Raw genomic sequence first — 23,743 nt, 5'->3', positions numbered from 1 at the left:
ATCCATGAGTTTTTATGGATTGAACGGGGTGGGTTGGTATATCTTAAGTATATTTAACGATGAATCTTATTAAAAATACCCAAATTGTAGAAGTTTGTTGGCTAGATCGCCCATCCACTGAAGTTGCACCTAATTTGGTGGGCTGTACGTTGGTGCGACAGATGCCAGATGGAGAAATCATCCGAGGGCTAATTGTAGAAACGGAAGCCTATGGCCCTGAAGATCCGGCTTGCCATGCCTATCGGCGACGAACCGAGCGCAACTGGGTGATGTTCGGGCCAGCCGGGAGAACTTATGTATATTTAATTTACGGAATTTACTACTGCCTGAACGTGGTCACAGACCAGGACAGCATTCCCAGTGCGGTTTTGATTCGGGCTTTGCAGCTAGAGTCTATACCGTCCTGGATCAAAGAGAGCGATCGCTCGAAACCCCATCGGATCGCCGCTGGGCCAGGTAAACTCTGCCGCGCCTTACAAATTGACAGCACATTAAATGCACAAGTTTTACAACCCGGTCAACCCCTGTGGCTAGAGCATCGTCAGTCACAATTTATGCCGGAACTTGTCCAAACAACTCGGATTGGTTTATCACAGGGAATCGATTTGCCGTGGCGGTGGTATCTACGCGGTTGTGCTGCTGTCTCCAAACTTTAATCGAAACTTTAAAGGGAGATGTCTTGGCCCTGCTCTGTGAAGCGGACATCTTTGATCTTCCATTGAGAATTCGCAGTGAGGGTTTTTCTGAGGCTACCGAACAGAGCAAATTGTTCGCAGCTCGAAAGGGAGACAAATTTCCGCTGGGAACCGGGTGCAATTCGCAAATCAACCGTGGCAACTCGATTGCTGGGATTCACGCTGACACGATACCCAGCTAAATTAAAGTCGGCTGTGTCCCGCTCCTCCAGAACTTTGCCTACCGCTGCTTGGACGCTTTCAACCGCTGAAACGTCTACTTTTTCCGGTACTAGCGCTTCACACTGAGTATCGGGTTGATAGATGGTGACGGTGACATTGTTTTTTGAGGAGGCGGTTGTTGTTGCTTGGCTAATCGCACTCGTCAACAATTGGCTGGCATCTGACGCTTTCGTCGTAGTTTTGCTGGCTTCAATAGCATGAGCGGGAGGTAAGCCAGCTTTGTCTCTTTCGCTGTTTGTCGGTAAAGAAGCGCAACTACTCAGACTGGCGACAATCGCTCCAGTTAATAGAGGAACCCAATAATTTTTTGTACGCCTCATCGCTTTTGAAATCTGTCTTTAGATAGATTTTTTGATAGCCCCCAATGGTAAATGGCACCTTGAGGGGATAGCATAGTTTTACTGATACTGCTGAGCAATATCAGTGTAGATTTCTGCGGAATTTATGGACCGAAGTCCATTAGGTGACAGTAGTAAGCTCCTCTAGCGCCTGGGCGGGTCAGTCTCTCCCAGCGCGGGGGGAGACTAGGAGGTTTCTATGCTCACTCAGGAAGGACGTGTTGCACTGTCGGATATTGCTGACTTAAATCAGCTTAAGTCTGAGCTAAATCGCTTACCGGCGGTTGATGTAGGGGATTACATTGTCGAACTGCCCCCATCCAAGCGAGCGATCGCGTTTCGCTTGCTTAATAAAGCTCAAGCCATTGATGTCTTTGAATATCTGCCTCCGGAAGTGCAAGAAGAACTAATTGGTTCGCTGCACGATAACCAGGTGTGTCAGATTGTAGAGGCAATGCGACCGGATGACCGGGCAGAACTGTTTGACGAGCTACCCGCAGGCATTGTGAAGCGGCTGTTGCAGCAACTCAGCCTTGAAGAACGGCAGGCAACTGCCAGGATTCTGGGCTATCCCGAAGGCACGGCGGGTCGGGTAATGACGACGGAATATGTACGGCTGCGCGAAGGCTTAACGGTCGGAGAAGCCTTGAGCAAAATCCGTGTCAGTGACGAAGATAAGGAAACAATTTACTATGCCTACGTCACCGACGACAACCGCAAGCTCGTTCGGGTTGTATCGTTGCGGCAACTGTTGTTTTCGCTTCCCAATGCCCTGATTGGGGATATTGCGAGCGATCGCGTTGTCAAAACTTACACAGAAACGCCCCAAGAAGAAGTCGCGCAACTAATGAAGCGCTATGACTTGATCGCCGTGCCAGTCGTTGACCGCGAAGATAGGTTAGTGGGGATTGTCACCATTGATGACGTGGTGGACATTCTAGAAGAGGAAGCCACACAAGACATTCAGAAACTGGCGGGAGTCAGTGGCGGTGATGAAGCCGCCTTGTCGCCTCCTTTGGTGACGCTTCGTAAGCGTCTGCCTTGGCTGTTAGGGAATATTATTCTCTATGTTGGAGCCGCCAATGCGATCGCGCCTTTTCAGGGAACGATTTCATCAGTGCCCGTTTTGGCAATTATCATGCCAATTTTAGCCAATAGTAGTGGCAATGTCGGCTTTCAGGTCTTATCGGTGACTGTGCGCGGACTAGGTGTAGGTGAAATAACACCACAGGATACGCTGAAACTTCTCCGTAAGGAAATTCTTGCTGGCTTAGGTACAGCCTTGTCACTAGGTTTTGCCTTGGGTGCCCTTTCTTTGATTTGGTCTCCTGCCAATGAGCGATGGGTGGGGTTGGTTGCAGGACTGGTGATGGCTATCAATGTCTTGATGGCTGCCACCCTAGGGACTTTGCTGCCAATGGGTATCAAACGGTTGAACTTAGATCCAGCACTCATTAGCGGTCCGCTGCTGACTACGACGCTAGATGCATTGGGGTTCTTGACTTTCCTGACGCTAATCTCAGCGGCTTTGAATGTAGTATCTAGATGAGCAGTCAGTTGTCTTCTGTTCGTTGTTCGTTGCTACTGACCACACCTAATGGCTACCACTACCTGGACTCGTCACCACGTTCTTTCCTTAGCTGATTTCACCCCAATTGAATACGATACTGTGTTGCAAACTGCCGCCAGTTTCCGAGAGGTACTGTCGCGACGCACGAAGAAAGTGCCTACGTTACAAGGTCAGGTGGTAGCCAATCTATTTTTTGAATCCTCTACCCGCACCCGCAGCAGTTTTGAACTAGCGGCAAAGCGTCTCTCTGCCGATACGCTGAACTTTGCAGCGGCAACATCTTCTCTAACAAAAGGAGAGACCATTTTAGATACGGCGAAAACCTATTTAGCGATGGGTGCGGACATGATGGTGGTTCGTCATCGGGAGGCGGGGGTGCCGCAAGCGATCGCTGCCGAAATGGATCGCTTAGGTTCAAAGGTGGGCGTCCTCAATGCCGGGGATGGTCAGCACGAACATCCATCCCAAGCATTGCTGGATCTTTTCACCATCTGTACCCTGTTAGACCCAGATCACCCGCGACTTGAACTGCTCAAAGATAAAAAAATTGCCATTGTCGGCGACATTCTCCACTCGCGGGTTGCCCGGTCGAATATCTGGAGTTTAACGGCAACGGGTGCGGAGGTTCACTTAGCAGGACCCCCCACGCTTCTCCCTCAGTTGTTTGCCGCCTATGGCACTGAGGAGGGGAGCCAGGGAGCCGATCGCCCGTTACCAAGCACCCACGACCAATCCCCCATTCCCAGCCGCAAGCTTTTTCTCCACTGGGATTTGGAACCCGCTTTACAAGATGCTGATTTTGTGATGACGTTGCGGCTGCAAAAGGAACGGATGACGCAGCATTTGCTGCCGAGTTTGCGAGAGTACCATCAGCGGTATGGGATAACACGCGATCGCCTGAAACTCTGCAAAACTGACGTTAAGGTACTGCACCCAGGACCCGTCAACCGAGGCGTAGAAATTAGCTCTGACTTGATGGACGACCCCCAGTTCAGCTTAATCTCTCAGCAAGTGACTAGCGGCGTGGCTGTCCGTATGGCGCTCCTATATCTGATGGGCGGTGGCAAGGTTTAGCAGCCAGGGTTCTGCAAAATCTTGGGGTACATCGACACAATCTGGAACAACACAATCTGGAACAACAAGTGCAAGGAGCGATCGCTTAGGGTAATGCGGGTGCTGGATCGATCAAAATAGATCCAGTTCCTTTCTCAGGATTTCAACGTGATGAATGGCGTCACCACTCTCCTAAACCTTCCCAATCAACCCTCCGCGAAAGATAGTTTTACGATTAGCTTCGCTCCCTTATCAATGGAGGAAGTCTACTCACTAGCGGACGATCCTGCCAACGGAGCCGTGGTAGTCATGAGTGGAATGGTACGCAATCAAACTGATGGGAAGCCGGTGGTTGCTTTGGAGTATCAAGCCTACGAACCGATGGCTTTGCACATATTTAGTCAAATTGCTGCCAATATCCGCCAAACCTGGCAGGATGTCAATCGAGTAGTGATTCACCATCGCATCGGACGCTTGCAGATTGGCGAAATCAGCGTGTTGGTTGCGGTTGGGTGTCCTCACCGCTCAGAAGCTTTTGAAGCCTGCCAATATGCAATTGATACCCTAAAGCACAATGCCCCCATCTGGAAAAAGGAACATTGGGCAGATGGTTCTAGCAGTTGGGTGAGTATCGGTGCCTGTGAAACCCAGCCAGAGGGGTGTTAAGTCGCCTTCTGCTGGTTCAGAAAAGAATGCCCTTGACCGATACTTTTTACAAAACTTTAAACTTTCAAGGGCTTTAGATTGCAGTTTGTAACTATTGCTTTATCCCAGGAAAATTATCCTTTAGACTGATCCCCAATTCATAATTTGGGGATAAAGGGGATAGGCTAATGCCAAATCTGAACTGGCACGAATATTTACTTTTTGTTTCTTTTGTGGGTAGTATTGCTGGACTTTTCTTACTATCCGTTGACAAACAAACTCAAGTGGATGAGCTTGAAGAAACGGAGGAAATGCTATTGACAATGAGCTTTACTTACTGGATAGTTTACTGCGTTGTTGTAGGTATCCTGAAGTTTAGCCACCCTGAGTGGGAGATTTTGTTGATGAGTTTGAAGTTAACGGCTGCTTTTTCTTACTTGTTGACCTTTACTTCTGTCCTGACTCTGCCGCTGCACCGGATGTCAGTTCGGCAAGTAGAGTAGTATAAATTTTGTCTGAATCCCTAAAATTAGTATCAGACTTCCCTGTGAGCCAATAGCTAATTGTTTAATGCTCAATTAATCGAGGTTGATTCCCTCATTAAAACTGAATCGTAAAATTGAATTCACGCTTAATAGAAAATCACCCCATTTCCGAATTTTGGCAATTCAAATGGGGTGATTTTGCTTTTATGGCTTTAGCTTAATAGACGATGAAGCCTAGCGACAAGTGCCGAGATTGGTCGAGTTTGAACTGGGAAACCCGTAAGAAATCCATCCGGCAACAGGGGCTGTAATCTGAACCCAGGCACGGCGTTCGGCGTCGAAGGTGAATGCTGGAGGACTGGTTCTGAGGGTGACTCTATCTCCAAACTTAACTCCGCCAACTCTAGTACCGTTTTTGCCGGGTGCGGTACGAATAGCCATCCCTTCAGCGCCCTTGTAGGTAATGACGCGGCAAAGGCTAGTTGTAGGATTCGGTCTGGGATTCGGGCTGGGAGTTGGGTTGGGAGTCGGGGTAGGGCTGGGAGTAGGTCTAGGGGTAGGATTGACTCCAGAGCAGGTTGTGAGGTCTCTTGCTTGGACATACCCGGTTACAGGGGCACTGATGGCGATAAAACCAGCGCTGCCATTGTCTGCAAGGGTAACTTGTTCGCCAGCAGCGAGCGTTCTAATTGTTTGGCTGGAGAGCGATCGCTGCGTATAGACAAAAATCCGCGCTTTCGTAGCGCGGCATTGTCCTACCAGACTTTGCGCTATTTCAAAGCTGCCCCCAGGTTGAACTGAGTTCTGTTCTGATTGTGCAATCGTGTTAGCAGTTGTGGTTGTGCTAATGGCAGGAGTGGGAAAATTCAGACTTCCCACGACGCTCAAGCCTAAACTAAAGAGAGCGATAGGCTTGCCCCAGCGACTCATCTTTTTCATACGGTCAACTCCTCATCTCACCAAAAAGTTTTTGTTAGAGACTTCAGCAAAGAAAAACCGATTGACGGTAGAACCAAGTTTTTGAAGATGGCTCGGCTTCAGTTGCCCAGCATCTTTATTCAGCTTTGACGCTACCGAACATCAGAATCGTTAATCTTTTAGAAGTCTCCTCGTCAAATAGCATACAAGTAAAGATTAATCCAAATCATCGGAAAGAAGGCAGAAATGTCAAGAGTAAGAGCGATCGCTCTTTGGGCTTCACCGCACTCAGTCTCCAGAAAGCGATCGCCTTTACTCCTGAAACCACGCCGTTAACGCTACAGCAAGGGCATCGGCGGCATCATCCGGCTTGGGAATGTATCCCAAATTTAACTCCCGCGCCACGGCTTGCTGCACTTCGGACTTATCCGCATTTCCCATGCCAGTCAGCGCTTGTTTAATTTGGGCAGGCGTAAACTCAACAAACGGAACCCCGTGCTGTGCCAACACCAACATCAGCACCCCCCGTGCTTGAGCCACCACAATCGTGTTTCCCATCCGATAAAAAAATAATTTCTCGATTGCTACCAGATGGGGTTGACACTGCTCCATCAGCGTGTGCAGATCGTCGTAAATCGTGCGGAGTCGCTCCCCCATCTCCGTCTTTGCCGAGGTCTGAATCACGCCAAAATCTAGTAAACTTACCACCTCAGACGCAGTTTTTACTTGGCGCTTCGCGCGATCGCCACCTGCCGCTGCGGCATAATCTACCTTTTGGCAGACAATTGTCCCAAATCCTAATCTGGCAAGTCCGGGGTCTAGTCCTAAAATACGCTTTTCCATCTAGCCTAGCTTTGGGGATTCACATCAGTGGGGAACTGCAATCGGGAAATTGAACGCGCAGAAGCAACAAGCGGGTCTAATCACTCAGTCGTAACACCTTGATTCCTGATCCAAGCAGCAAACCGTCGCAACCTATCATAAGCTGAGTTGAAAAATCCCCTCCTCTGTTTCTTAGTTTCGTATGTCACATCTGAGTGGCTTAGTGAAAATGTATTCTGATGGGCACAGCCTTAGTGTTGCTCAGTGGGTAGCAACTTCTGCCTTCCCCGTGCCAGTCCAATCAATCCGTAGAGACGATTCATCAATCGCGCCTTACTTGAGTGGATTCGCCGAGCAACGTTAAAGTCGAGTCTTGCCTTTGTGTCCCCTAGGAATCCGCAATGTCAAACGTTATTTTCAAACAAGCCTTACGCACGCTCAAACAAGATTCGCATATGGTCTGGAGTTTTAAGCCTAGGACGCCCCAACGAGTCAATAGCTGGTTTAAGTGGTTAGCGCCCGGACTATTGGTAAAACGCTGGTTGCTGATCAGTGTGGGAGGCGTGCTGCTAACCAGCCTAGGTTTGGCGATTTGGGTGAAACTGACCCCAATTTTCTTATTGATTCAGTTCATTGGGAACATTCTGGAAGCGATTACCACGATTATTCCCAATTATGTGTCCGGTCCAATCGCGATTGGCTTGGGTTTATTTTTTATTTTTTTAGGACAAACCCGCTCGATGGGAGCGATTACCGAGGTACTCAAGCCTTCCCAGGATGAAGAACTGATTGATGTGCTGTTGGCGCATCGCAAACTTAACCGGGGGCCAAAAATCGTGGCAATCGGCGGTGGCACCGGGCTTTCTACTTTGCTCAGAGGATTGAAGGAATACAGCGCCCACATTACGGCGATTGTAACGGTGGCAGATGATGGCGGCTCCTCTGGTCGTCTGCGGCGAGAAATTGGCGTCCTACCGCCGGGAGACATTCGCAACTGTATCGCGGCATTGGCAGACCAAGAAAAGTTATTAACTGAATTGTTTCAATATCGTTTTAAGGCTGGGGATGGTCTGAACGGTCATAGTTTTGGCAACCTATTCCTGACGGCAATGAGCGATATTACCGGAGATTTGGAGCAAGCGATCGCTGCCAGTTCTCAAGTTTTAGCTGTGCGAGGGCGGGTGCTACCGGCAACGTTGTGCGATGTTCGCCTCTGGGCTGAGTTAGAGGATGGACGCACCATTGAGGGGGAATCGAGCATTACAGAAGCCAATGGTCAGATTAAGAAAATTGGTTGCATTCCTAGCAACCCCCCCGCTTTGCCTAAAGCTTTACAGGCAATTGAGGAAGCCGATTACATTATCATCGGCCCTGGAAGCCTTTATACAAGCGTGATTCCCAATTTATTGGTGCCAGAGATTGCCGAAGCGATCGCCCAAAAGCAGGTTCCCCGCATCTACGTCTGTAACATCATGACCCAACCGGGAGAAACCCAAGGTTACACGGTTGCAGACCACATTCGCGCCATTGACGCCGCCTGCGGACGACCGCTATTTAACGCCGTCTTGGTGCAGCGGAAAGTTCCAAGTGCGAATGCCCTGATTCGCTATGCTCAAGAAAGTTCCCATCCGGTTTTTCTAGATCGAGAAGCCATTGGGCTGCTGGGGCGTCGCATTGTTTTAACCAACGTGATGGATGAAGACCCAGAGACGGGTTATGTACGCCACAATCCTGAGCGGCTGGCACGGGTGTTGCTGAGGTGGTATAGTCGCGCCCAGGCAGTAGAGTTTTGAGTTTTGAGTTTTGAGTAATTTGGAGTCAATTGTCATTTTTCTTGCCGATGCGGGGGCGACGCGATCGCTTAGGATTGCTCTCAGTCAATCCCTCCGCGCTGGTAGTGTACTTTTAAGCGTTTTAAATTTTGAGTTTTGAGTAATTTGGAGTCAATTGTCATTTCTCTTGCCGATGCGGCGGCGACGCGATCGCTAGGGATTGCACTCGGTCAATCCCTCCCCGCCGGTAATGTACTTTTATTAGAAGGCGACTTGGGCGCTGGCAAAACCACGCTGGTGCAAGGCATTGGCGAGGGTTTGGGCATTACCGAGCCGATTGTGAGTCCCACCTTCACTCTGATTAACGAGTACGCACAAGGACGCCTCCCCCTGTATCATCTGGATTTATACCGCTTGCAGCCAGAAGAAGTCGAAGCTTTGAATTTAGAAACCTACTGGGAAGGATTCGAGGTGCCCCTGGGAATTGTGGCGATAGAGTGGGCAGAACGGTTGCCATATCAGCCGCCCAGCTTTTTAAGCGTCCATCTAACCTACTGTGCGAATAATGGTCGCCAAGCCAACCTGATTCCAGCGGGTGAGTTTGATTTTAAGTCAATAAAATTTTAAACACAAAGGTTCGCTCTCGTTTAGACACTGATTTATCGCGTCTTTCCTTTGCGTACCTTTGCGCTTACCTTGGCGTACCGAGAGCGTTTAATTATTCGTTAAATGTCAAGGCTTCACCCCGCACTTCTAGATTCAGCTTCCCCCGCTCATAAACAACCTGACCGCCAACAATGGTGATAGAACAAGGCCATCCCGTCAAATTCAAGCCTTCAAAGGGACTCCAGCCGCATTTGGTTAGCAATTCTTCGCGCAATACTGGACGATAATTGTCCAAATCTACCAGAACTCAATCGGCATCATAACCGGGAGCGATCGCACCTTTTTTGGGAATCTGATACGCCTTAGCGACAGCCGCAGACATCCAGTTGGCAACTTGGGAAACACTACAGCGTCCCTGCATGGCTGAAGTCAGCATCGAGTAGCGCTTGCCAAAGAACTTCGTTGTCGTGGAGCGATCGCAATGGCGGATTCATCTGCGCCAGAGTGCCAATTTTCTCATAAGCACTGGTGTTCAGCAGCAAGTGTTGCGGCGTCACTTCTGCTTTCACTCAGCTCGGTTTATCTTGACGTAATAAATCGGCTTCTTGGGCTGTGGACAGATGTAAAATATGCAAGCGTCGCTGATACTTTTTAGATAAATAGAGCGCCAATTCGGTAGCTCAAAGAGCGGCTTGATTATCCTGAATTTGAGAGTGAATGGCTGGATCGTGAATTCCAGCAAATTCTTGTCGTCGCTGGTTTATCCGAGGTTGGTCTTCTGCGTGAACGGCAATTAAGCGATTTCCCTTTGCAAAAATAGACTCCATACCGTATATCCATCCACCAGTAATTGACCGTGCATCGATCCCATAAAAATTTTGATTGCAGAGGTGGGATGCGCTTCTATAAGATCCGACAGATATTCTCCGGTTGCCCCAATAAAAAAGCCATAATTAACTAAGCACTTCTGGGCACCTCGTCGCAACTTATCATCGAGAGCCGCTTGGGTAGTTGTCAGGGGGCGAGTATTGGGCATTTCCAGAAACGACGTTACCCCGCCTTTAGCACAAGCACAACTCGCCGCGAACAAATTTCTTTGTGTTCGAGTCCCGGTTCTCGGAAGTGTACCTGCGGATCGATGACTCCCGGCAACAAAGTCAGACCTTGAACGTCTATCTCTTTATCCACTAGTAGACTATCAGATGCTAGGATTTCCAGATGCTAGGATTTTAGTGCAACCCGGACAATTTCCCGACCCAAGGTTTGCACCTCCCCAACCAAAAATTCACCCGTAGGCGGGAGAATTCGAGCATTGCGAATCAACAGAGAGGGGACAGAAAACATGGTAATCAGTTGTTGATGCAGTAGTTAAGTGTGAGCGACAATTGCATGGTGCGATCGCGCTTTGTCGTAAGATGGCACTTTTCTAAACTGACCATCCAGCAACCGGGTAAACGACAGAAGCTAAATATCTGTAATATTAGCCGGATATATTTAGACAAAATTTGTACACAATATATATAGCTAATCATCCGTCTTCCTTAAAATAAATAATTACCTAGGGAATCAATTTCATTCATTTGCTTGAGTGATTAACCGTTTATGACTGACGTGCAGAATCAACAACCTGACCTCAACCCCCAACCAAAAGCCGAAAATCCTTTCATAGAGGGAATAAAAACGATTGGCTTGAGTGCCATTCTGGCCTTTGGAATTCGCTCTTTTGTGGCGGAAGCACGCTACATTCCTTCGGGTTCAATGCTGCCTACACTACAAATCAATGACCGTCTGATTATAGACAAGGTTAGTTACAACTTCCGATCTCCACAGCGGGGCGACATTGTGGTGTTTGCGCCGACCGAAGCGCTAGAAAAGCAAAACTTTCACGATGCTTTTATTAAGCGCGTGATTGGTTTACCTGGGGAAAAGATAGAGGTGAAAGGGGGACGGGTGTATGTCAACGGGAAACCCCTGTCAGAAAAATATATTGAAGAACAGCCACAGTATACCTATGGGCCGGTGACGGTGCCAGAAAACTCCTACCTGGTACTGGGTGATAATCGCAACAACAGTTACGACAGCCACTATTGGGGTTTTGTCCCCCGCGAAAAAATCATTGGTCGTGCTGTGGTGCGCTTTTGGCCCCTCCAACGTGCCGGAGAAGTGGATAGCGCTCCAGCTTATACCAAGGAATAGTAGGGAGATAGGGGCGAGTTTCACCAAGATATTTGTGCGTCACTAAACCCCTCGCTCAATCCGCCCCTACAGTTAGATATTTCTTCGGTTTGACTGACTAATTACCCATTACCCAAGTTTGTAAAACCCGACCCGTCAGCGATCGCCCTAGCCAAGGGGTATTTTCTGAGCGGGATTTCAGGGTTTGTCTGTCCGCTGTCCAGCTTAACTGGGGATCAAATAAGACCAGTTCAGCCAGTTGACCGGGCGCGATCGCTGGCGGTTTTTGCTGCAAACACTCCGCCGGATGGGTACTTAAAACCCGCCACAGTTCTAAAGCTGACCAGTCGCCAGTCGCAACAAAGGTGTGCCACAGAAGCGATAAAGCCAACTCTAGACCAATTGCGCCCGCGGGTGCTTCGGAAAAGGCGACCGTTTTCTCTTCGTAGGTGTAGGGAGTATGGTCAATCGCGATCGCGTCTAACACCCCACTCTGTATCCCCTGAATCAGCGCCGCTTGGTCTGAAGAATTGCCGAGAGGGGGTTCTAGTCGCAAGTTCGAGTCATAACTGCTTACCGCCTCCGTATTGTGCAATAAATGCATCCAGGTAGTACTGGCGGCGATTGGTAAATTCCGCGCCTTGGCATTCGCAATTAGCTCAACGCTGCGAGCAGTGGAAACGCGCATGATATGGACAGGGGTGCGAGTAGCTTCCACCACTTCAAGCAAAGCAGCCAGCGCCGATGTTTCTGCGATCGCTGGGTTTCCTGGCAACCCAAAGCGAATCGACGCCGAGCCTTCTCTCATCACCCCATTGCCGCTCAAAGCGCGATCGCAAGGCCACAACGCCACAGGTTTTCCTAACGGCTGGAGGTATTCCAACAGGCGTCGCAGCAGCGCCAGATTTTGCACAGGCTGACCATCTGCAAAGCCTACCACCCCAGCCGCCGCCATTTCAGCCAGGGATGTCATCTGCTGCCCTTGGATACCAACAGTCAGCGCCCCCCAAAATTCAATTTTGGATTTTGGATGTTGGATTTTGGCTTGTTGAAGGTAGGCTAAACCCCCTAAATTGTCGAGAACGGGTAGAGTATCTGGCAAGATTGCCAGCCGAGTAAAGCCCCCGGCTGCTGCCGCATCAACGAGCGAGGCTAAGGTTTCCCGCTCTTCAAACCCAGGCTCACCAGAATGGCTGTATAAATCTACTAACCCTGGCCCTACGACGAATCCCCGACAATCCCGGACAGTCGTGTCAGCGGACAAGTCAGAAATTTCAGTTTCGACTGCTTGGATATAACCATCAGCAATCAGAATATCGGCAATCTGGTCGGTTCCAGAAACTGGGTCGATGACCCGTACTTGTTGGAGCAGTTCATTCATAATCGTTTCGAGTTTTGAGTTTTGAGTTTTGAGATAAAAAGTTTCTTCATTCAAAACTCAAAATTCATAACTCATCACTCTACAATGCACCGGCAGCCGTTTGATCGAGAACGCCCCCACCTAAGTGAGTTGTGACATTCATCGCTTGCAGCACCGGCGTACTTTCTGGCCCTTGAAGATAGTCGATAACCGTCACTGCCCCGTTCCCCTGCTTAATGCTCCAGAAATTTTCTGGATTTAAACCCAAAAGGTAGCAGAGTAAGACTTTGTTCGTGGCGTCGTGAGCAACCACCAAACCTGTTTTCGGTCGATCTCCAGAATAAGACGCGACCATGTCTTGCCAAGCTGCGATCGCTCGATCCCAAACTTGTTGTAAGTTCTCTCCCTCTGGCATCTGCACCGTCTCCGGAAACTCTCGCCACTGTTGCAGCATCCCCGGATACGACAGCTCGATTTCTTCTTCAAATTTCCCTTCCCACAGCCCGTGACTAATTTCTGCCAAAGGTGCCTGTAGTTCAATCTGGACGTTGGGGTGATATTTCAGAATTATCTCGGCTGTTTCCTTGGGACGCAGCATCGGGCTAGTTACGGCAAAGTCAATCGGCACATCCTTGAGAAATTCCGCCGCCTTCCGGGCTTGTTCTCGACCGTTATCGTTGAGGGGAACATCAATTTGCCCTTGAAAGCGTTTCTGGCGATTCCAGTCGGTTTCCCCGTGGCGTACCAGCAACAAACGGAGTCCGCGATGACCCGGACGCGGCTTTGGCAGCACTTCTCCCACATGGGCAGTGAGATTCATCGACTCTAATTGCGCCGGTTTGCCCCAACCAGCGGCAAAATTTAGCACGCTGATGCCGCAATTCGACTGTTGAATCGAATGGTAGCGCTGTGGCGATATTCCAATTGCCGTACTGAGCAAAGCCCGGTTGATGCCGTTATGCCCCACAATGAGAATCGTCTCTCCCGCATGGCGGGATAAAGTTTCCTGCCAGAATTGCCGCGCTTGCTCGTAGATGGCTAAGACTGGGAAGTGTTCTTTTAATCCCTCTGGCGTCGGGACGCTCATCCGAAATTCCTGGGGACGCTCATGCCAACATTGGTAATCTTCAGGAAATTTCTCCTGCACTTCCACGGAAAGCATTTTCTGCCAAAGGGGTAAATCAATTTCCATCAAGTTATCGGACGCTGTTAAGGGGGCAGGCGTCGCCAAACTGGATTGAACGATCTCTGCGGTTGCTTTCGCCCGTTGCAGGGGGCTACTGTAAATCGCATCAATTTTCAAGTTACTCAGAGTAGCGCCAAGTTGACGGGCAGTCGCGCGACCTTTTTCCGTCAAAATTGATTCATCACAGCGGCCCTGAATTCTACGCTCACTGTTATAGCTGCTCTGACCATGACGCACGAGAATGACTCGAGTATTCAGGGTGATATCCTCCGTGGAAACTAGCACTGCAAAGACAGCAGCCTACATATTCTTGTTCGCTGGCTTAGCTAGAGAAGAATTAGGTCGGCTCTGCCTCAGTTTGGTAAGGTAAAGTTCCCCTAATGCTCTAGGCGAGAAATCCACGCCCATCATCAAGAGCAAAAAGGTTCAGGAGAATTTTAACCTGTCCCGGACACGCATCTAAGATATTCCTCATAGGTGCCGTGACACTAAGAGCCTACAGGAGTTTTCATGACAATTAAGCGGTTGCTGTTGGGGTTGCTGACAATTTTGGCTTTGTTTCTGATTACCCACTCATTACTGGATAGCTGGAATCAGCCTCAGATTCAAGGTCGCCTGGAACTGTACCAAACGAATTTGTTACTCCAAGCGAGTGAGTGGCAGGGCGACAAAGCTAGTGATGCCAATTTAACAAACGCCCGGAACGCTCTTTTAGGTGAAGATCCTTTAAAAACTGCCCAAAAGCAGTATGAGGAGGCGCGTTCGGAGGATCGAGCCACTCTGGAAAAGCTGCAAGGACAGCTCGAAAAGCTGAAATCGGAAGCCGATGCGAATCCAGATGCGGCTAAATCACCGCAGCAATTGCAGGCGTCAATCAAGAAGGTAAAACAGCTGATTGCTGAGCTTGACTTGCGGTTGGGAATTTTACAAGCTCAACAAGGACAAACAGACGCGGCAATTAAAACTTGGACGGAATTAATTAATCGGTCTAAACAGGAAGCGGCGAGCGAGTTACAGACTAAGCCAGCGGCGATTTTGGTGGGACTTTGGAGCGAGCCACCCAGTCTGATGTTGGATGCCCAGCCGCAAATTCAAGAGCATTTAGACGGCTGGTTCCGCGATCGCGCTTTGACGAAACTCTACCAAGTACAGGAACGTCAGGAGGAACTGGCGGCACTCCAGGCACAAGAACAGGAGCGCGCTGAAGCTGCAATTGTAAAATTAGCGATTGTCGGAGCAATCCCGCTAGTGGGAGTATTGGTGGGATTAGGATTGCTGATTTTTCTGCTAGCGGGAGTGCTAATTAAGGGAAAAGAAGCCATCCTCGCTCAAAATGCCGATGTCCCCTGGACAACGCCTTGGAATGCCGAAATTATTTGGCAGGTGTTTGTCGTGGGCTTTTTCTTTATCGGTCAATTTCTGCTGCCGCTCTTTTTTAGCTTACTGCCCCTAAATCGAGCCAGCTTTGATATTCGGACACAAGCTGCTTTTGTTCTGGTGAGTTATGCAACATTGGCGTTCGAGTGTCTGCTGGTTCTGTATTTATCCATCCGCTCTTTTTTACCGTTGCCAGAAGGTTGGTTTCGATTCAATTGGCGGGGAAATTGGATTCTTTGGGGATTGGGCGGCTATTTAGTCGCGCTGCCTCTGGTGATTGTGGTGTCGCTGATTAACCAAAAGCTGTGGCAGGGACAGGGGGGCAGCAATCCGATTTTACCGATTGCTCTAGAGGGGCAAGATAGTGTGGCGCTGGCGATCTTTTTCTTGACGGCGGCGGTGGCGGCACCGTTGTTTGAGGAGTTCTTGTTTCGCGGTTTTCTATTGCCATCTCTCACCCGTTATATGCCTGTTTGGGGAGCGATCGCGCTCAGTAGTTTGTTCTTTGCGATTGTTCACCTGAATCTCTCAGAAATCCTGCCCCTGGCGACTTTGGGGATGGTTTTGGGAGTGGTGTATACGCGATCGCGCAACCTCCTTGCACCGATACTCCTCCACTCTCTCTGGAATGGTGGCACTTTGCTGAGTCTTTTCCTCTTGGGTAGTGGATCTGCGTGATGTTTCCTTCCAGTCATTGTTAAGAAGAATCAATGCTTTCCGTCTTGTGATAGATGCGTTACCCAACTGGGAACACTAAAAGCGGAAAGCAAATTTTTCAAGGGTTCACACAAATGAGGGATGGAAACTCTACTGATGCCAGCAAAAAAATCGCCGCTGGAGTCTGCGGGATTCTTATCGGGGCTTTAGGTATCCATAAGTTTGTTCTTGGCTATAACACAGAAGGCATCATCATGTTGCTGGTTAGCCTGCTTACCTGTGGAATCGGTTCGCCAATTATGGGCATTATTGGTTTGATCGAGGGAATAACTTATTTGACAAAATCTGACGAAGAATTCGTCAGCACTTACCTTGTTAGCAAGAAGGGTTGGTTTTAGATCGACCCCTGCGAGAGCGCTTGGGTAGACGCTAGCTTAACTTGAGCCATGTCTAAATTATCTCGCTCTAATCTGTCTAGCAATGCTCGACGGATTCGCTGGTTGATATTAGGAATATGTTCAGCACCTCTAGTGGGAACCTACTTTTATAACCAAGGATATAAAGTAACGTTCCTAGTTTGCCCAATTCGGCACTTTACAGGGATTCCTTGTCCTACGTGTGGCATGACTCGGTCTTTTATGGCAATTGTGCGAGGAGATTGGAGTTGCGCCTTAGCAGAACACCTGTTCGGCCCGGTTTTATTCGCTGCCTTTTTGATTGCAACAGTTCATATTACACTTGAACTAATCGCGGGACGTAAAATCGCCGTCTTGTATGTTCAAATGCTTAGGACCCGAAAGCTACAGGTGCTGAGCCTACTTCTAATTTTAAGCTACCATGCGTTGCGCTTGTATTATTTATCAAAGTCTGGAGAACTATATCTCGCCTTGGTTCATTCACCCTTAGGTCAGCTATTTTTTTGAGGAATTCATGCTTGTATAAAAAGTTTTGTTTTTAGGTTAAATTATTTGCGATCGCTTGTTTGTATTTTGTCGTTTTTGCAACGATAAATTTAACAGATAGGGCGATAATTTATTCATGTTTAAATTAAGTTGCTTCTGTAAATCTTTCTCATGACTTAATATGCTAATACGCAAACCCAAAAAACTGATTTTACCCATGTTCCTAGCTTTGTTAGGTATGGGATATTTCAGTGTAATGTCTAGCTTAGAGATTAACTTCTTCTTTAGGGGCTATGCCGCGCTCATGCCAATGCAGGCTCTAGCACTGGTCTACGTGATGTATCTTCGCTGGAGTAGCCGTTGACCGTTCGCGGGTAACTAACTTAAAAAAGATTAAGAATTTTTGCGCGATCGCCCAGACTTTCGCCTACCCTCAAAATAGAGACGCCAGAACAATCCGGCGTTGAGGTGTCGTGGAAAGTCCCAAGATTCTCTATGCAATCCCCAGAAACCGTAGTCGCTAGCCCTGCATCGCCCGTAGAGACGATCGCCTTGGATGTCACAGGCATGAAATGTGCAGGCTGCGTGAAAGCGGTAGAAAAACAGCTAACCCAGCATCCAGGCGTCGTTTCCGCCCGCGTTAATCTGGTGACAGAAGTCGCTGTCGTAGAGTGCGAAGCGGGTGCGATTGACCCAGTTGCGTTAGCCGAACAGGTGACAGAAGCTGGATTTCCGACCCAGCCTCGTCTCGGCACCAACGCAGGCGAAAAAGCAAAAGAGACTCTGAGTCCAGCAGAACGGCACGCCCTAGAAAATCGCCAGCAGTTGAGGCAATTATTCATTGCGGGCGTTCTGATTTTGCTGTCCGGAATTGGTCATCTCAATCAACACTTCATCTCTTTTCCCGCTTATTTTTCACCCCTGACCAACATTTGGTTTCACTGGGGATTAGCAACAGCAGCGTTACTCTTTCCCGGACGCCAGATATTAGTCGATGGGTGGCGGGGCTTGCGGCGAAATGCTCCCAATATGAACACCCTGGTGGCGCTAGGAACGCTTACAGCTTACACGGCTAGCTGCGTGGCGTTGCTATTCCCTCAGCTGGGTTGGGAATGTTTTTTTGATGAGCCGGTCATGCTGTTAGGCTTTATCCTGCTAGGGCGCACCTTGGAGCAACGGGCAAGAGGTCGTGCCGCCGCAGCCTTTCAGGCATTGTTGGCGCTCCAGCCGAAAGTTGCTCGTTTAATTGCCAATCCTACGGCTGCTGGCTCTACGCCCACAGGAAGTGCTAAGGGGAGCGACTTCGGGGGCATTGAAATCCCCGTTGAGCAAGTCCGCGTAGGTGAATGGTTGCGGGTTTTGCCGGGAGAGCAGATCCCGGTCGATGCAGAAGTGGTAGCGGGTCAGACAACGGTGAATGAGTCAATGCTGACTGGCGAGCCAGTTCCGGTCATGAAGCAAGCGGGAGACTCGGTGGCAGCTGGGACGCTGAATCAGTCGGGAGCGATCGCGATCAAGGCAACTCGCACCGGCAAGGATACGACTCTGGCACAAATTGTCGCCCTGGTCGAAGAAGCCCAAATCCGGAAAGCCCCCGTGCAGCTATTGGCGGATACGGTTGCGGGGTACTTCACCTACGGCGTCCTGGCAGCAGCAACGTTAACGTTTCTATTCTGGTACTTTATCGGCTCTCAACTTTGGCCTGATGTCACGATGTTGAGCGCAGTGGGGATAGAAAGCCACTCAGCTATGCACGCAGTCATGCACCATGCCAGCGGCATGGGCGGGGAAACCCCACCTCTACAGCACTCAGCTTTGTTACTCAGTTTAAAGCTAGCAATTTCTGTCTCCGTCATCGCTTGCCCCTGCGCTTTAGGCTTAGCGACCCCTACGGCAATTTTGGTGGGAACGGGTCTGGGGGCAGAAAGAGGGCTGTTGATCAAAGGCGGCGACGTGCTGGAACGGGTACACCACCTGGATATCGTGGTATTTGATAAGACGGGTACTCTCACCACGGGTCATCCCATCGTGACTGATTGCTTGCCGATGGGGAATTTCATTCCGGAAATCCTCCTCCAACTGGCGGCGGCGGCAGAAAGTGGCACCACCCATCCCCTAGCAGAGGCAATCGGGGAAGAAGCGCACCGCCAAGAGTTAACCATCCCCCTTGCCGAGGAGTTTTATACGGAACCGGGACTAGGGGTATCGGCTTTGGTCGAAGGCGTGCGGGTTTTACTGGGGAACGCAGATTGGTTGACTCAGCAAGGAATTTCCCTCAGCGATTCCGAACAAAACCAGGCTCAACAACTGGCATCTGCGGGGAAAACGGTGGTTTATGTCGCCGCTGACGGTCAATTAGCGGGGTTGATTGGCGTCACCGATACCCTCCGTCCGGATGCGAAAGCAACGGTGTCACGCTTGCGGCAGATGGGATTGCGGGTGATGCTGCTGACTGGAGATCGGCTGGAAGCGGCTAGGGCGATCGCGTCCCAGTTGGAACTTAATCCAGACTCGGATGTCTTAGCAGATGTCCGTCCAGACGCCAAAGCAGCCGCAATTGCCCAGCTACAAGCTCAGGGTCAGCACGTCGCAATGGTTGGTGATGGCATTAACGATGCCCCCGCTTTGGCACAAGCAGATGTCGGCATTTCCCTCCAAGGGGGAACCGATGTCGCCATCGAAACTGCTCAAATTGTTCTGATGCGCGATCGCCTTCTGGATGTTGTCAAGTCAATCCAGCTTTCCCGTGCGACTTTCAACAAAATCCGCCAAAATCTGTTTTGGGCGTTTGCCTACAACACTATCTCCTTGCCAGTTGCTGCGGGTGTGCTGCTACCCACTTTCGGGCTTGTTCTCAGCCCATCTGCTGCCGGAGCATTAATGGCTTTTAGTTCTGTCAGCGTCGTCACTAACTCGCTTTTGCTCCGTAAATCTCTCTCTACCGATAACTGATTGAGTCCAGGCGCGTTTAATCAGTCGGATTGGTTTGTTACAAAAATCTTAAATTAAACCTGCTTTTCGATAACTGCCAACGAACAATTGACCGCTAACTCGGTGTGCCACAATATGATAGAGGAGATTATAACCCTCCAAACACATCAAGCCTGCTCCAAGCTGACGACACTGGCTTCAGGGAAGGCGAGGGTGTTACGCTGGAGTCCTGCCAACCTCCGCCAAAGCGCCTCTTGTTTTCCTCAAGATAATGCTCGGTCGAGTGTTGATATTCAGGGTGCAGGCACAGGCGCTTATCCCGCCGGTTGAGAATGGTGCCACTGTTAGTCTAAGTAACTGTTTTTCACAAACCAACCGCCCTCTCTTAAATAATTTTTCAATGGCTGTAAAACTGCATCTGAACCATATATTGATTATTGAAGATGATCAGGGACGTAAGGAGTTTCCCTTAGAAAAGCCGGAATATTGCATTGGCAGAGACCAGAAGTGCGATATCCGGTTGTACTCCCAATTTGTATCGCGTCGGCACGCAACTTTAGTGCAAAAATTGCGTGCGGATGGCTCTTACTATTATCGAATTGTCGATGGCGACAAAGGCAAGCCCAGCGCCAATGGTCTGTTGATCAATGGTCGAAAACTCCAAGCTCACGATCTCGAAGATGAAGATGAGATTGTGTTTGGGCCGCAAGTGCGGGCACGTTATTTCCACCTGAAGCGAGAATCCATTCCCACGGGACCTCCAGATGAGTGGGACATTACCCTGATTAGTCCCAATATGGTTGGCGATGGGGAAGAACCTTAATTTTCTCCATGAAAATCTCGCCTGAGAACTTCCCAGGGGGAAGCTTGTCTATCCGGCGACGCTTTCAACTAGTTGCCAATGGCGATTTTCCGCGATCGCCTGATGCACCTGATAGAACATCTGGTGGCAGTGGTTGTCCACTTGCAGGGGCAACTCTTCGTTTTTCACTACAAAATTCATCCGCACTTCTCGGTCGGTAGCGGTCGATTTATCGATGAGCACTTCCACCGTCACCAGCTTGGCAAAAGAGACGTGACCCGGTATCTCGCGAGCCATCAAGTAGTCTCCAGTGTTGTAGATAATATCGAAATTACAGGACTCCAAAACTTCTATGAGCACCTGCTGGAGACGCTCAAGGGGAACTGCAACGATAAATGAACAAGTATAACGAGCCATAAAAAATCCCCGACGTCATATCCCTCGACCCTCTTATCATACCGAACCTTCGTTTCGGGTCAGAAAGGAATGCTTGCTTCTAAGGCTAGAGCCATCACCCAGCCTTTATCAGCTTCCAGCATACCAGTCGCTCCTCCGGAAGAACTAAGTAGGGAAGTTACCAAAAGCACGGGGTGGGGTTGACTGATACTTTGGAAGAATGAAGGATGAGTGGGTAGTGGATTCATCGGTTCTGGTGAGCCACATCCCGATCTTGAGCAAGAAAAAAGGGCTGTGATGATAAGGATTGGGGAATGCAGGGCAAGCTGATTGTGTTTGAGGGAGTGGAAGGAAGCGGTAAAACAACTCAGATGCAGCGATCGCGCGATTGGCTTCTGGAAAAGATGAAGGCGGAATCTCCGACTTTCTCGCAGGTAGCGATTACCAGAGAGCCGGGGGGTACAGAATTGGGTAAAGCTTTGCGCCGCTTGTTGCTCGAAGGGACTCTGAATCACCCAATTCAACACCGGACAGAACTATTGTTGTATGCAGCAGACCGCTCGCAGCACGTTGAGGAGGTACTAAAACCAATCCTGACGGCGGGAGGAATTATTTTGTGCGATCGCTACACCGATTCCACCATTGCTTATCAAGGCTATGGTCGAGGTCTTAGCCTATCTTTAATCGAGAAGATATGCCAAATGGCGACAGACGGACTGGAAAGCGACCTCACCCTGTGGCTAGATGTTGACGTTGAAATAGGTCTAGCACGCGCTAAAGCCAGGGGAGCCGCCGACCGAATGGAGCAAGCAGAATTGGCGTTCCACCAACGGGTACAGCAGGGGTTTAGAGCCTTAGCAGCAGCCCATCCCCAGCGGATTGTGCGGGTGGATGGCAGTGGCACTGAGGCAGAAGTCCAAGGGCAAATTCAGGCTATCTTGACTCAACGGTTTCGGGAATGGTCTCTAGAAAATTAAAAATCTATAATTCCCTGGCAGTGGGGATTAAACTATCAAGACAATTTTTGAGGGTTGGTTCCAGACGCCATATATCGCGTCTCCAGGGTAAATGGTACTGCTTGCAAATTTTTTGAGTTTTGCCTTTCTTTGCGGTTAAATGGATTTTTTTGCGGAACTTGTCGGACAAAACCGAGCGGTTGAGTTACTAACTCAGGCAGTGGCTCAAAATAGGATTGCTCCTGCCTATCTATTTGCGGGTCCCGAAGGCATCGGACGCAGCATGGCGGCTCAGTGCTTTGTAGACCTTTTGTTCTGTGCCAACCTACCCACAACTGAGCCAGACGCCCCCGAATCTCCTGTGATTAAGGAAGCAAGCAAGGGGAGTATTGCGTCTATCAAAAACCGCTTGCGGCAGGGCAATCATCCAGACTTATTTTGGGTGCAACCGACCTATCTGCATCAGGGTCAACGATTATCTGCCGCCGAAGCCGCCGAAGCGGGTGTCAAGCGCAAGGCTCCGCCGCAAATCCGGCTGGAGCAAATTCGGGAAATTACCCAATTTCTGGGACGTTCGGCGCTGGAGGCACCGCGATCGCTCGTTGTGCTGGAACAAGCAGAAACAATGGCAGAATCGGCTGCAAATGCCTTACTCAAAACCCTGGAAGAACCGGGACGGGCAACACTGGTTTTAATCGCACCAACTCAGTCGTCGTTGTTACCGACGCTGGTATCGCGTTGTCAGCACATTCCTTTTTATGGTTTAGACTCGGCGGCAATGGAGCAGGTGTTGCGGAAGACGGGTCACGAAGAGATTTTGGAGCATCCGACGGTGTTAGCGATCGCGCAAGGTAGTCCGGGAAATGCGATCGCTTCCTGGGAGCAACTCCAAACGATTCCCCAAGACTTACTTCAGGACGTTATCCATCTGCCAAAATCGTTTCGTGACGCCCTTGAACTCGCCAAACGGATTGATAAAACTCTCGATACAGAAGCCCAACTGTGGTTAGTTGATTATCTACAGCACACTTACTGGCAGGAATTCTTGAACGGTGTAATTCATAAATTGCCCCTCCAGCAACTCGAAAAAGCCCGCCAATCTCTCCTGAGTTATGCTCAACCGCGACTTGTCTGGGAAGTAACGCTATTAGAAATGATTTAAGCCACCATTTGAGAGGAAAAAATTGCCTTAACTCTCTTCAGATGAGGGCTTAAATTCAGGGGAATGGGGGCTTTTAATTTTTTCTTTTGCGTCTGGTTGCTGGCAGGCAATCATGGTTGTGATGTGTTCTTTTTCGTCATTGCGGATGGCAACGAACACATCGTAAAGATTCTCAATTTTTGGGCGACGCTCCCTTGGTGTATGAGAGATTTGAAAATCATCAAACATGTAAAGATCGCCCTCGTGGTAGTAATCAATTGCTATCTGTGGAGCTGGCTGAGTTTTGAGTTCAGCCTCATGCTCTGTTAGAAATTTATCGTAGGTGTGGTAAGCACCTTCTTCGACTAACTGATTAAAGTAGTAAGCCGATCTGGGAGCAATCATGTATACAAAGACTAGAATCCAGTAGTAAGCCAGGACGCCAATCCGAGCAATCATGCGATCGCTCCACGATTTCCCCCCACCCAATGCTTCGATGATGCGGAGATGATGCAACTCATTCCAGGACTCAGCAAAGTGAACCTTGATCCAATCAGCATAAGGCCACGCGCCGAGACTTTCATAGAGATGAAGAACCGATAAATAAGCAAAACAAGGAACGCGAGCGATCGTTTCCAATACATAAAATCTTGCATACCATCGCTCTTGGTAAAAAGTTTTTAAAATAAATTCTAAGAAACTAACGAGTAAACGAATCATTCTCCTAGTCTGCT

24 protein-coding genes and 1 pseudogene are annotated in these 23,743 nt (G+C 49.4%); 16 read left to right on the top strand and 9 right to left on the bottom strand.

The window, feature by feature from the left end:
- The first annotated feature begins 59 nt into the window (after nucleotides 1-59).
- Nucleotides 60-656: a DNA-3-methyladenine glycosylase gene (locus tag NC996_RS22185; protein ID WP_190682039.1), complete on the top strand. Its 597-nt coding sequence runs from the start codon at nucleotides 60-62 to the stop codon at nucleotides 654-656.
- 8 nt (nucleotides 657-664) lie between these two features.
- Here the strand turns inward: NC996_RS22185 and NC996_RS22180 are convergent, their stop codons facing one another.
- Nucleotides 665-1,237 carry a sporulation/spore germination protein gene (locus NC996_RS22180; RefSeq protein WP_190682036.1) on the bottom strand — a complete coding sequence of 191 codons (573 nt, stop codon included), beginning with the start codon at nucleotides 1,235-1,237 and terminating at the stop codon, nucleotides 665-667.
- Between the two features lie 217 nt (nucleotides 1,238-1,454).
- Between NC996_RS22180 and mgtE the strand changes: the two genes are divergently transcribed.
- From mgtE to NC996_RS22160, 4 genes are all read left to right on the top strand, one after another.
- Nucleotides 1,455-2,804: a magnesium transporter gene (mgtE, locus tag NC996_RS22175; protein WP_190425893.1), complete on the top strand. Its 1,350-nt coding sequence runs from the start codon at nucleotides 1,455-1,457 to the stop codon at nucleotides 2,802-2,804.
- Nucleotides 2,805-2,852: 48 nt separating this feature from the next.
- On the top strand, nucleotides 2,853-3,899 hold the full coding sequence (locus tag NC996_RS22170; protein WP_190682033.1) for an aspartate carbamoyltransferase catalytic subunit: 1,047 nt from the start codon (nucleotides 2,853-2,855) through the stop codon (nucleotides 3,897-3,899).
- Between the two features lie 150 nt (nucleotides 3,900-4,049).
- Nucleotides 4,050-4,544, top strand: coding sequence for a molybdenum cofactor biosynthesis protein MoaE (locus tag NC996_RS22165; RefSeq protein ID WP_190414042.1), 495 nt, complete (start codon nucleotides 4,050-4,052; stop codon nucleotides 4,542-4,544).
- Nucleotides 4,545-4,711: 167 nt separating this feature from the next.
- A complete protein-coding gene (locus NC996_RS22160; protein WP_190414044.1) occupies nucleotides 4,712-5,026 on the top strand; it encodes a hypothetical protein in 315 nt (104 codons plus the stop codon).
- A 216-nt stretch (nucleotides 5,027-5,242) separates the two neighbouring features.
- Here NC996_RS22160 and NC996_RS22155 read toward each other — a convergent pair whose 3' ends face one another.
- Both NC996_RS22155 and ruvC read right to left on the bottom strand, forming a co-directional pair.
- Nucleotides 5,243-5,947 carry an SH3 domain-containing protein gene (locus NC996_RS22155; RefSeq protein ID WP_190425888.1) on the bottom strand — a complete coding sequence of 235 codons (705 nt, stop codon included), beginning with the start codon at nucleotides 5,945-5,947 and terminating at the stop codon, nucleotides 5,243-5,245.
- 291 nt (nucleotides 5,948-6,238) lie between these two features.
- Nucleotides 6,239-6,769 (bottom strand): crossover junction endodeoxyribonuclease RuvC, encoded by a 531-nt coding sequence (gene ruvC / locus NC996_RS22150; protein ID WP_190682029.1) that lies wholly within the window; start codon nucleotides 6,767-6,769, stop codon nucleotides 6,239-6,241.
- 380 nt (nucleotides 6,770-7,149) lie between these two features.
- Between ruvC and NC996_RS22145 the strand changes: the two genes are divergently transcribed.
- On the top strand, nucleotides 7,150-8,541 hold the full coding sequence (locus tag NC996_RS22145) for a gluconeogenesis factor YvcK family protein (RefSeq protein WP_190414050.1): 1,392 nt from the start codon (nucleotides 7,150-7,152) through the stop codon (nucleotides 8,539-8,541).
- Nucleotides 8,542-8,694: 153 nt separating this feature from the next.
- Nucleotides 8,695-9,147: a tRNA (adenosine(37)-N6)-threonylcarbamoyltransferase complex ATPase subunit type 1 TsaE gene (gene tsaE, locus NC996_RS22140; protein ID WP_190438177.1), complete on the top strand. Its 453-nt coding sequence runs from the start codon at nucleotides 8,695-8,697 to the stop codon at nucleotides 9,145-9,147.
- A gap of 91 nt (nucleotides 9,148-9,238) precedes the next feature.
- On the opposite strand, the pseudogene NC996_RS22135 reads toward tsaE, so the two are convergent.
- Nucleotides 9,239-10,470: pseudogene (locus tag NC996_RS22135) on the bottom strand (amidohydrolase family protein).
- A 258-nt stretch (nucleotides 10,471-10,728) separates the two neighbouring features.
- Here NC996_RS22135 and lepB point away from each other — a divergent pair.
- Complete coding sequence (lepB, locus tag NC996_RS22130; RefSeq protein ID WP_190414052.1) at nucleotides 10,729-11,322, top strand: signal peptidase I; 594 nt, start codon at nucleotides 10,729-10,731, stop codon at nucleotides 11,320-11,322.
- 97 nt (nucleotides 11,323-11,419) lie between these two features.
- Here the strand turns inward: lepB and NC996_RS22125 are convergent, their stop codons facing one another.
- Entirely contained in the window at nucleotides 11,420-12,685 is a 1,266-nt protein-coding gene (locus NC996_RS22125; RefSeq protein WP_190682056.1) for a dihydroorotase, read from the bottom strand.
- A 76-nt stretch (nucleotides 12,686-12,761) separates the two neighbouring features.
- The gene (locus NC996_RS22120) at nucleotides 12,762-14,105 is read right to left on the bottom strand and encodes a histidine phosphatase family protein (protein WP_190682054.1); all 1,344 of its coding nucleotides are present in this window, start codon (nucleotides 14,103-14,105) and stop codon (nucleotides 12,762-12,764) included.
- Between the two features lie 252 nt (nucleotides 14,106-14,357).
- Here NC996_RS22120 and NC996_RS22115 point away from each other — a divergent pair, with 252 nt between their 5' ends.
- From NC996_RS22115 to NC996_RS22090, 6 genes are all read left to right on the top strand, one after another.
- Nucleotides 14,358-15,902 (top strand): CPBP family glutamic-type intramembrane protease, encoded by a 1,545-nt coding sequence (locus NC996_RS22115; protein WP_190682024.1) that lies wholly within the window; start codon nucleotides 14,358-14,360, stop codon nucleotides 15,900-15,902.
- A 113-nt stretch (nucleotides 15,903-16,015) separates the two neighbouring features.
- Nucleotides 16,016-16,279: a TM2 domain-containing protein gene (locus tag NC996_RS22110; RefSeq protein ID WP_190414164.1), complete on the top strand. Its 264-nt coding sequence runs from the start codon at nucleotides 16,016-16,018 to the stop codon at nucleotides 16,277-16,279.
- A 48-nt stretch (nucleotides 16,280-16,327) separates the two neighbouring features.
- Complete coding sequence (locus NC996_RS22105; RefSeq protein WP_199292049.1) at nucleotides 16,328-16,804, top strand: DUF2752 domain-containing protein; 477 nt, start codon at nucleotides 16,328-16,330, stop codon at nucleotides 16,802-16,804.
- A 474-nt stretch (nucleotides 16,805-17,278) separates the two neighbouring features.
- Entirely contained in the window at nucleotides 17,279-19,735 is a 2,457-nt protein-coding gene (locus NC996_RS22100; protein ID WP_190682022.1) for a heavy metal translocating P-type ATPase, read from the top strand.
- Between the two features lie 114 nt (nucleotides 19,736-19,849).
- On the top strand, nucleotides 19,850-20,044 hold the full coding sequence (locus NC996_RS22095; RefSeq protein WP_190438021.1) for a hypothetical protein: 195 nt from the start codon (nucleotides 19,850-19,852) through the stop codon (nucleotides 20,042-20,044).
- 70 nt (nucleotides 20,045-20,114) lie between these two features.
- Nucleotides 20,115-20,537: an FHA domain-containing protein gene (locus NC996_RS22090; protein WP_190414059.1), complete on the top strand. Its 423-nt coding sequence runs from the start codon at nucleotides 20,115-20,117 to the stop codon at nucleotides 20,535-20,537.
- Between the two features lie 48 nt (nucleotides 20,538-20,585).
- Here NC996_RS22090 and NC996_RS22085 read toward each other — a convergent pair whose 3' ends face one another.
- Nucleotides 20,586-20,933, bottom strand: coding sequence for a hypothetical protein (locus tag NC996_RS22085; protein ID WP_190414060.1), 348 nt, complete (start codon nucleotides 20,931-20,933; stop codon nucleotides 20,586-20,588).
- Between the two features lie 59 nt (nucleotides 20,934-20,992).
- Nucleotides 20,993-21,160, bottom strand: coding sequence for a hypothetical protein (locus NC996_RS22080; protein ID WP_190527336.1), 168 nt, complete (start codon nucleotides 21,158-21,160; stop codon nucleotides 20,993-20,995).
- A 66-nt stretch (nucleotides 21,161-21,226) separates the two neighbouring features.
- Here NC996_RS22080 and tmk point away from each other — a divergent pair, with 66 nt between their 5' ends.
- A complete protein-coding gene (tmk, locus tag NC996_RS22075) occupies nucleotides 21,227-21,889 on the top strand; it encodes a dTMP kinase (RefSeq protein ID WP_190682019.1) in 663 nt (220 codons plus the stop codon).
- 139 nt (nucleotides 21,890-22,028) lie between these two features.
- Nucleotides 22,029-23,030, top strand: a complete 1,002-nt coding sequence (locus tag NC996_RS22070) for a DNA polymerase III subunit delta' (RefSeq protein WP_190682016.1) — start codon at nucleotides 22,029-22,031, stop codon at nucleotides 23,028-23,030.
- A 27-nt stretch (nucleotides 23,031-23,057) separates the two neighbouring features.
- Here the strand turns inward: NC996_RS22070 and NC996_RS22065 are convergent, their stop codons facing one another.
- Nucleotides 23,058-23,729, bottom strand: coding sequence for an alternative oxidase (locus tag NC996_RS22065; protein WP_190414066.1), 672 nt, complete (start codon nucleotides 23,727-23,729; stop codon nucleotides 23,058-23,060).
- Nucleotides 23,730-23,743 lie beyond the last annotated feature (14 nt).

The organism is Trichocoleus sp. ST-U2 (assembly GCF_039961875.1).
GTDB lineage: Bacteria > Cyanobacteriota > Cyanobacteriia > Cyanobacteriales > FACHB-T130 > FACHB-T130.
The sequence above is the reverse complement of the archived record's forward strand: the minus strand, read 5'-3'. Positions and strand labels throughout refer to the sequence as shown.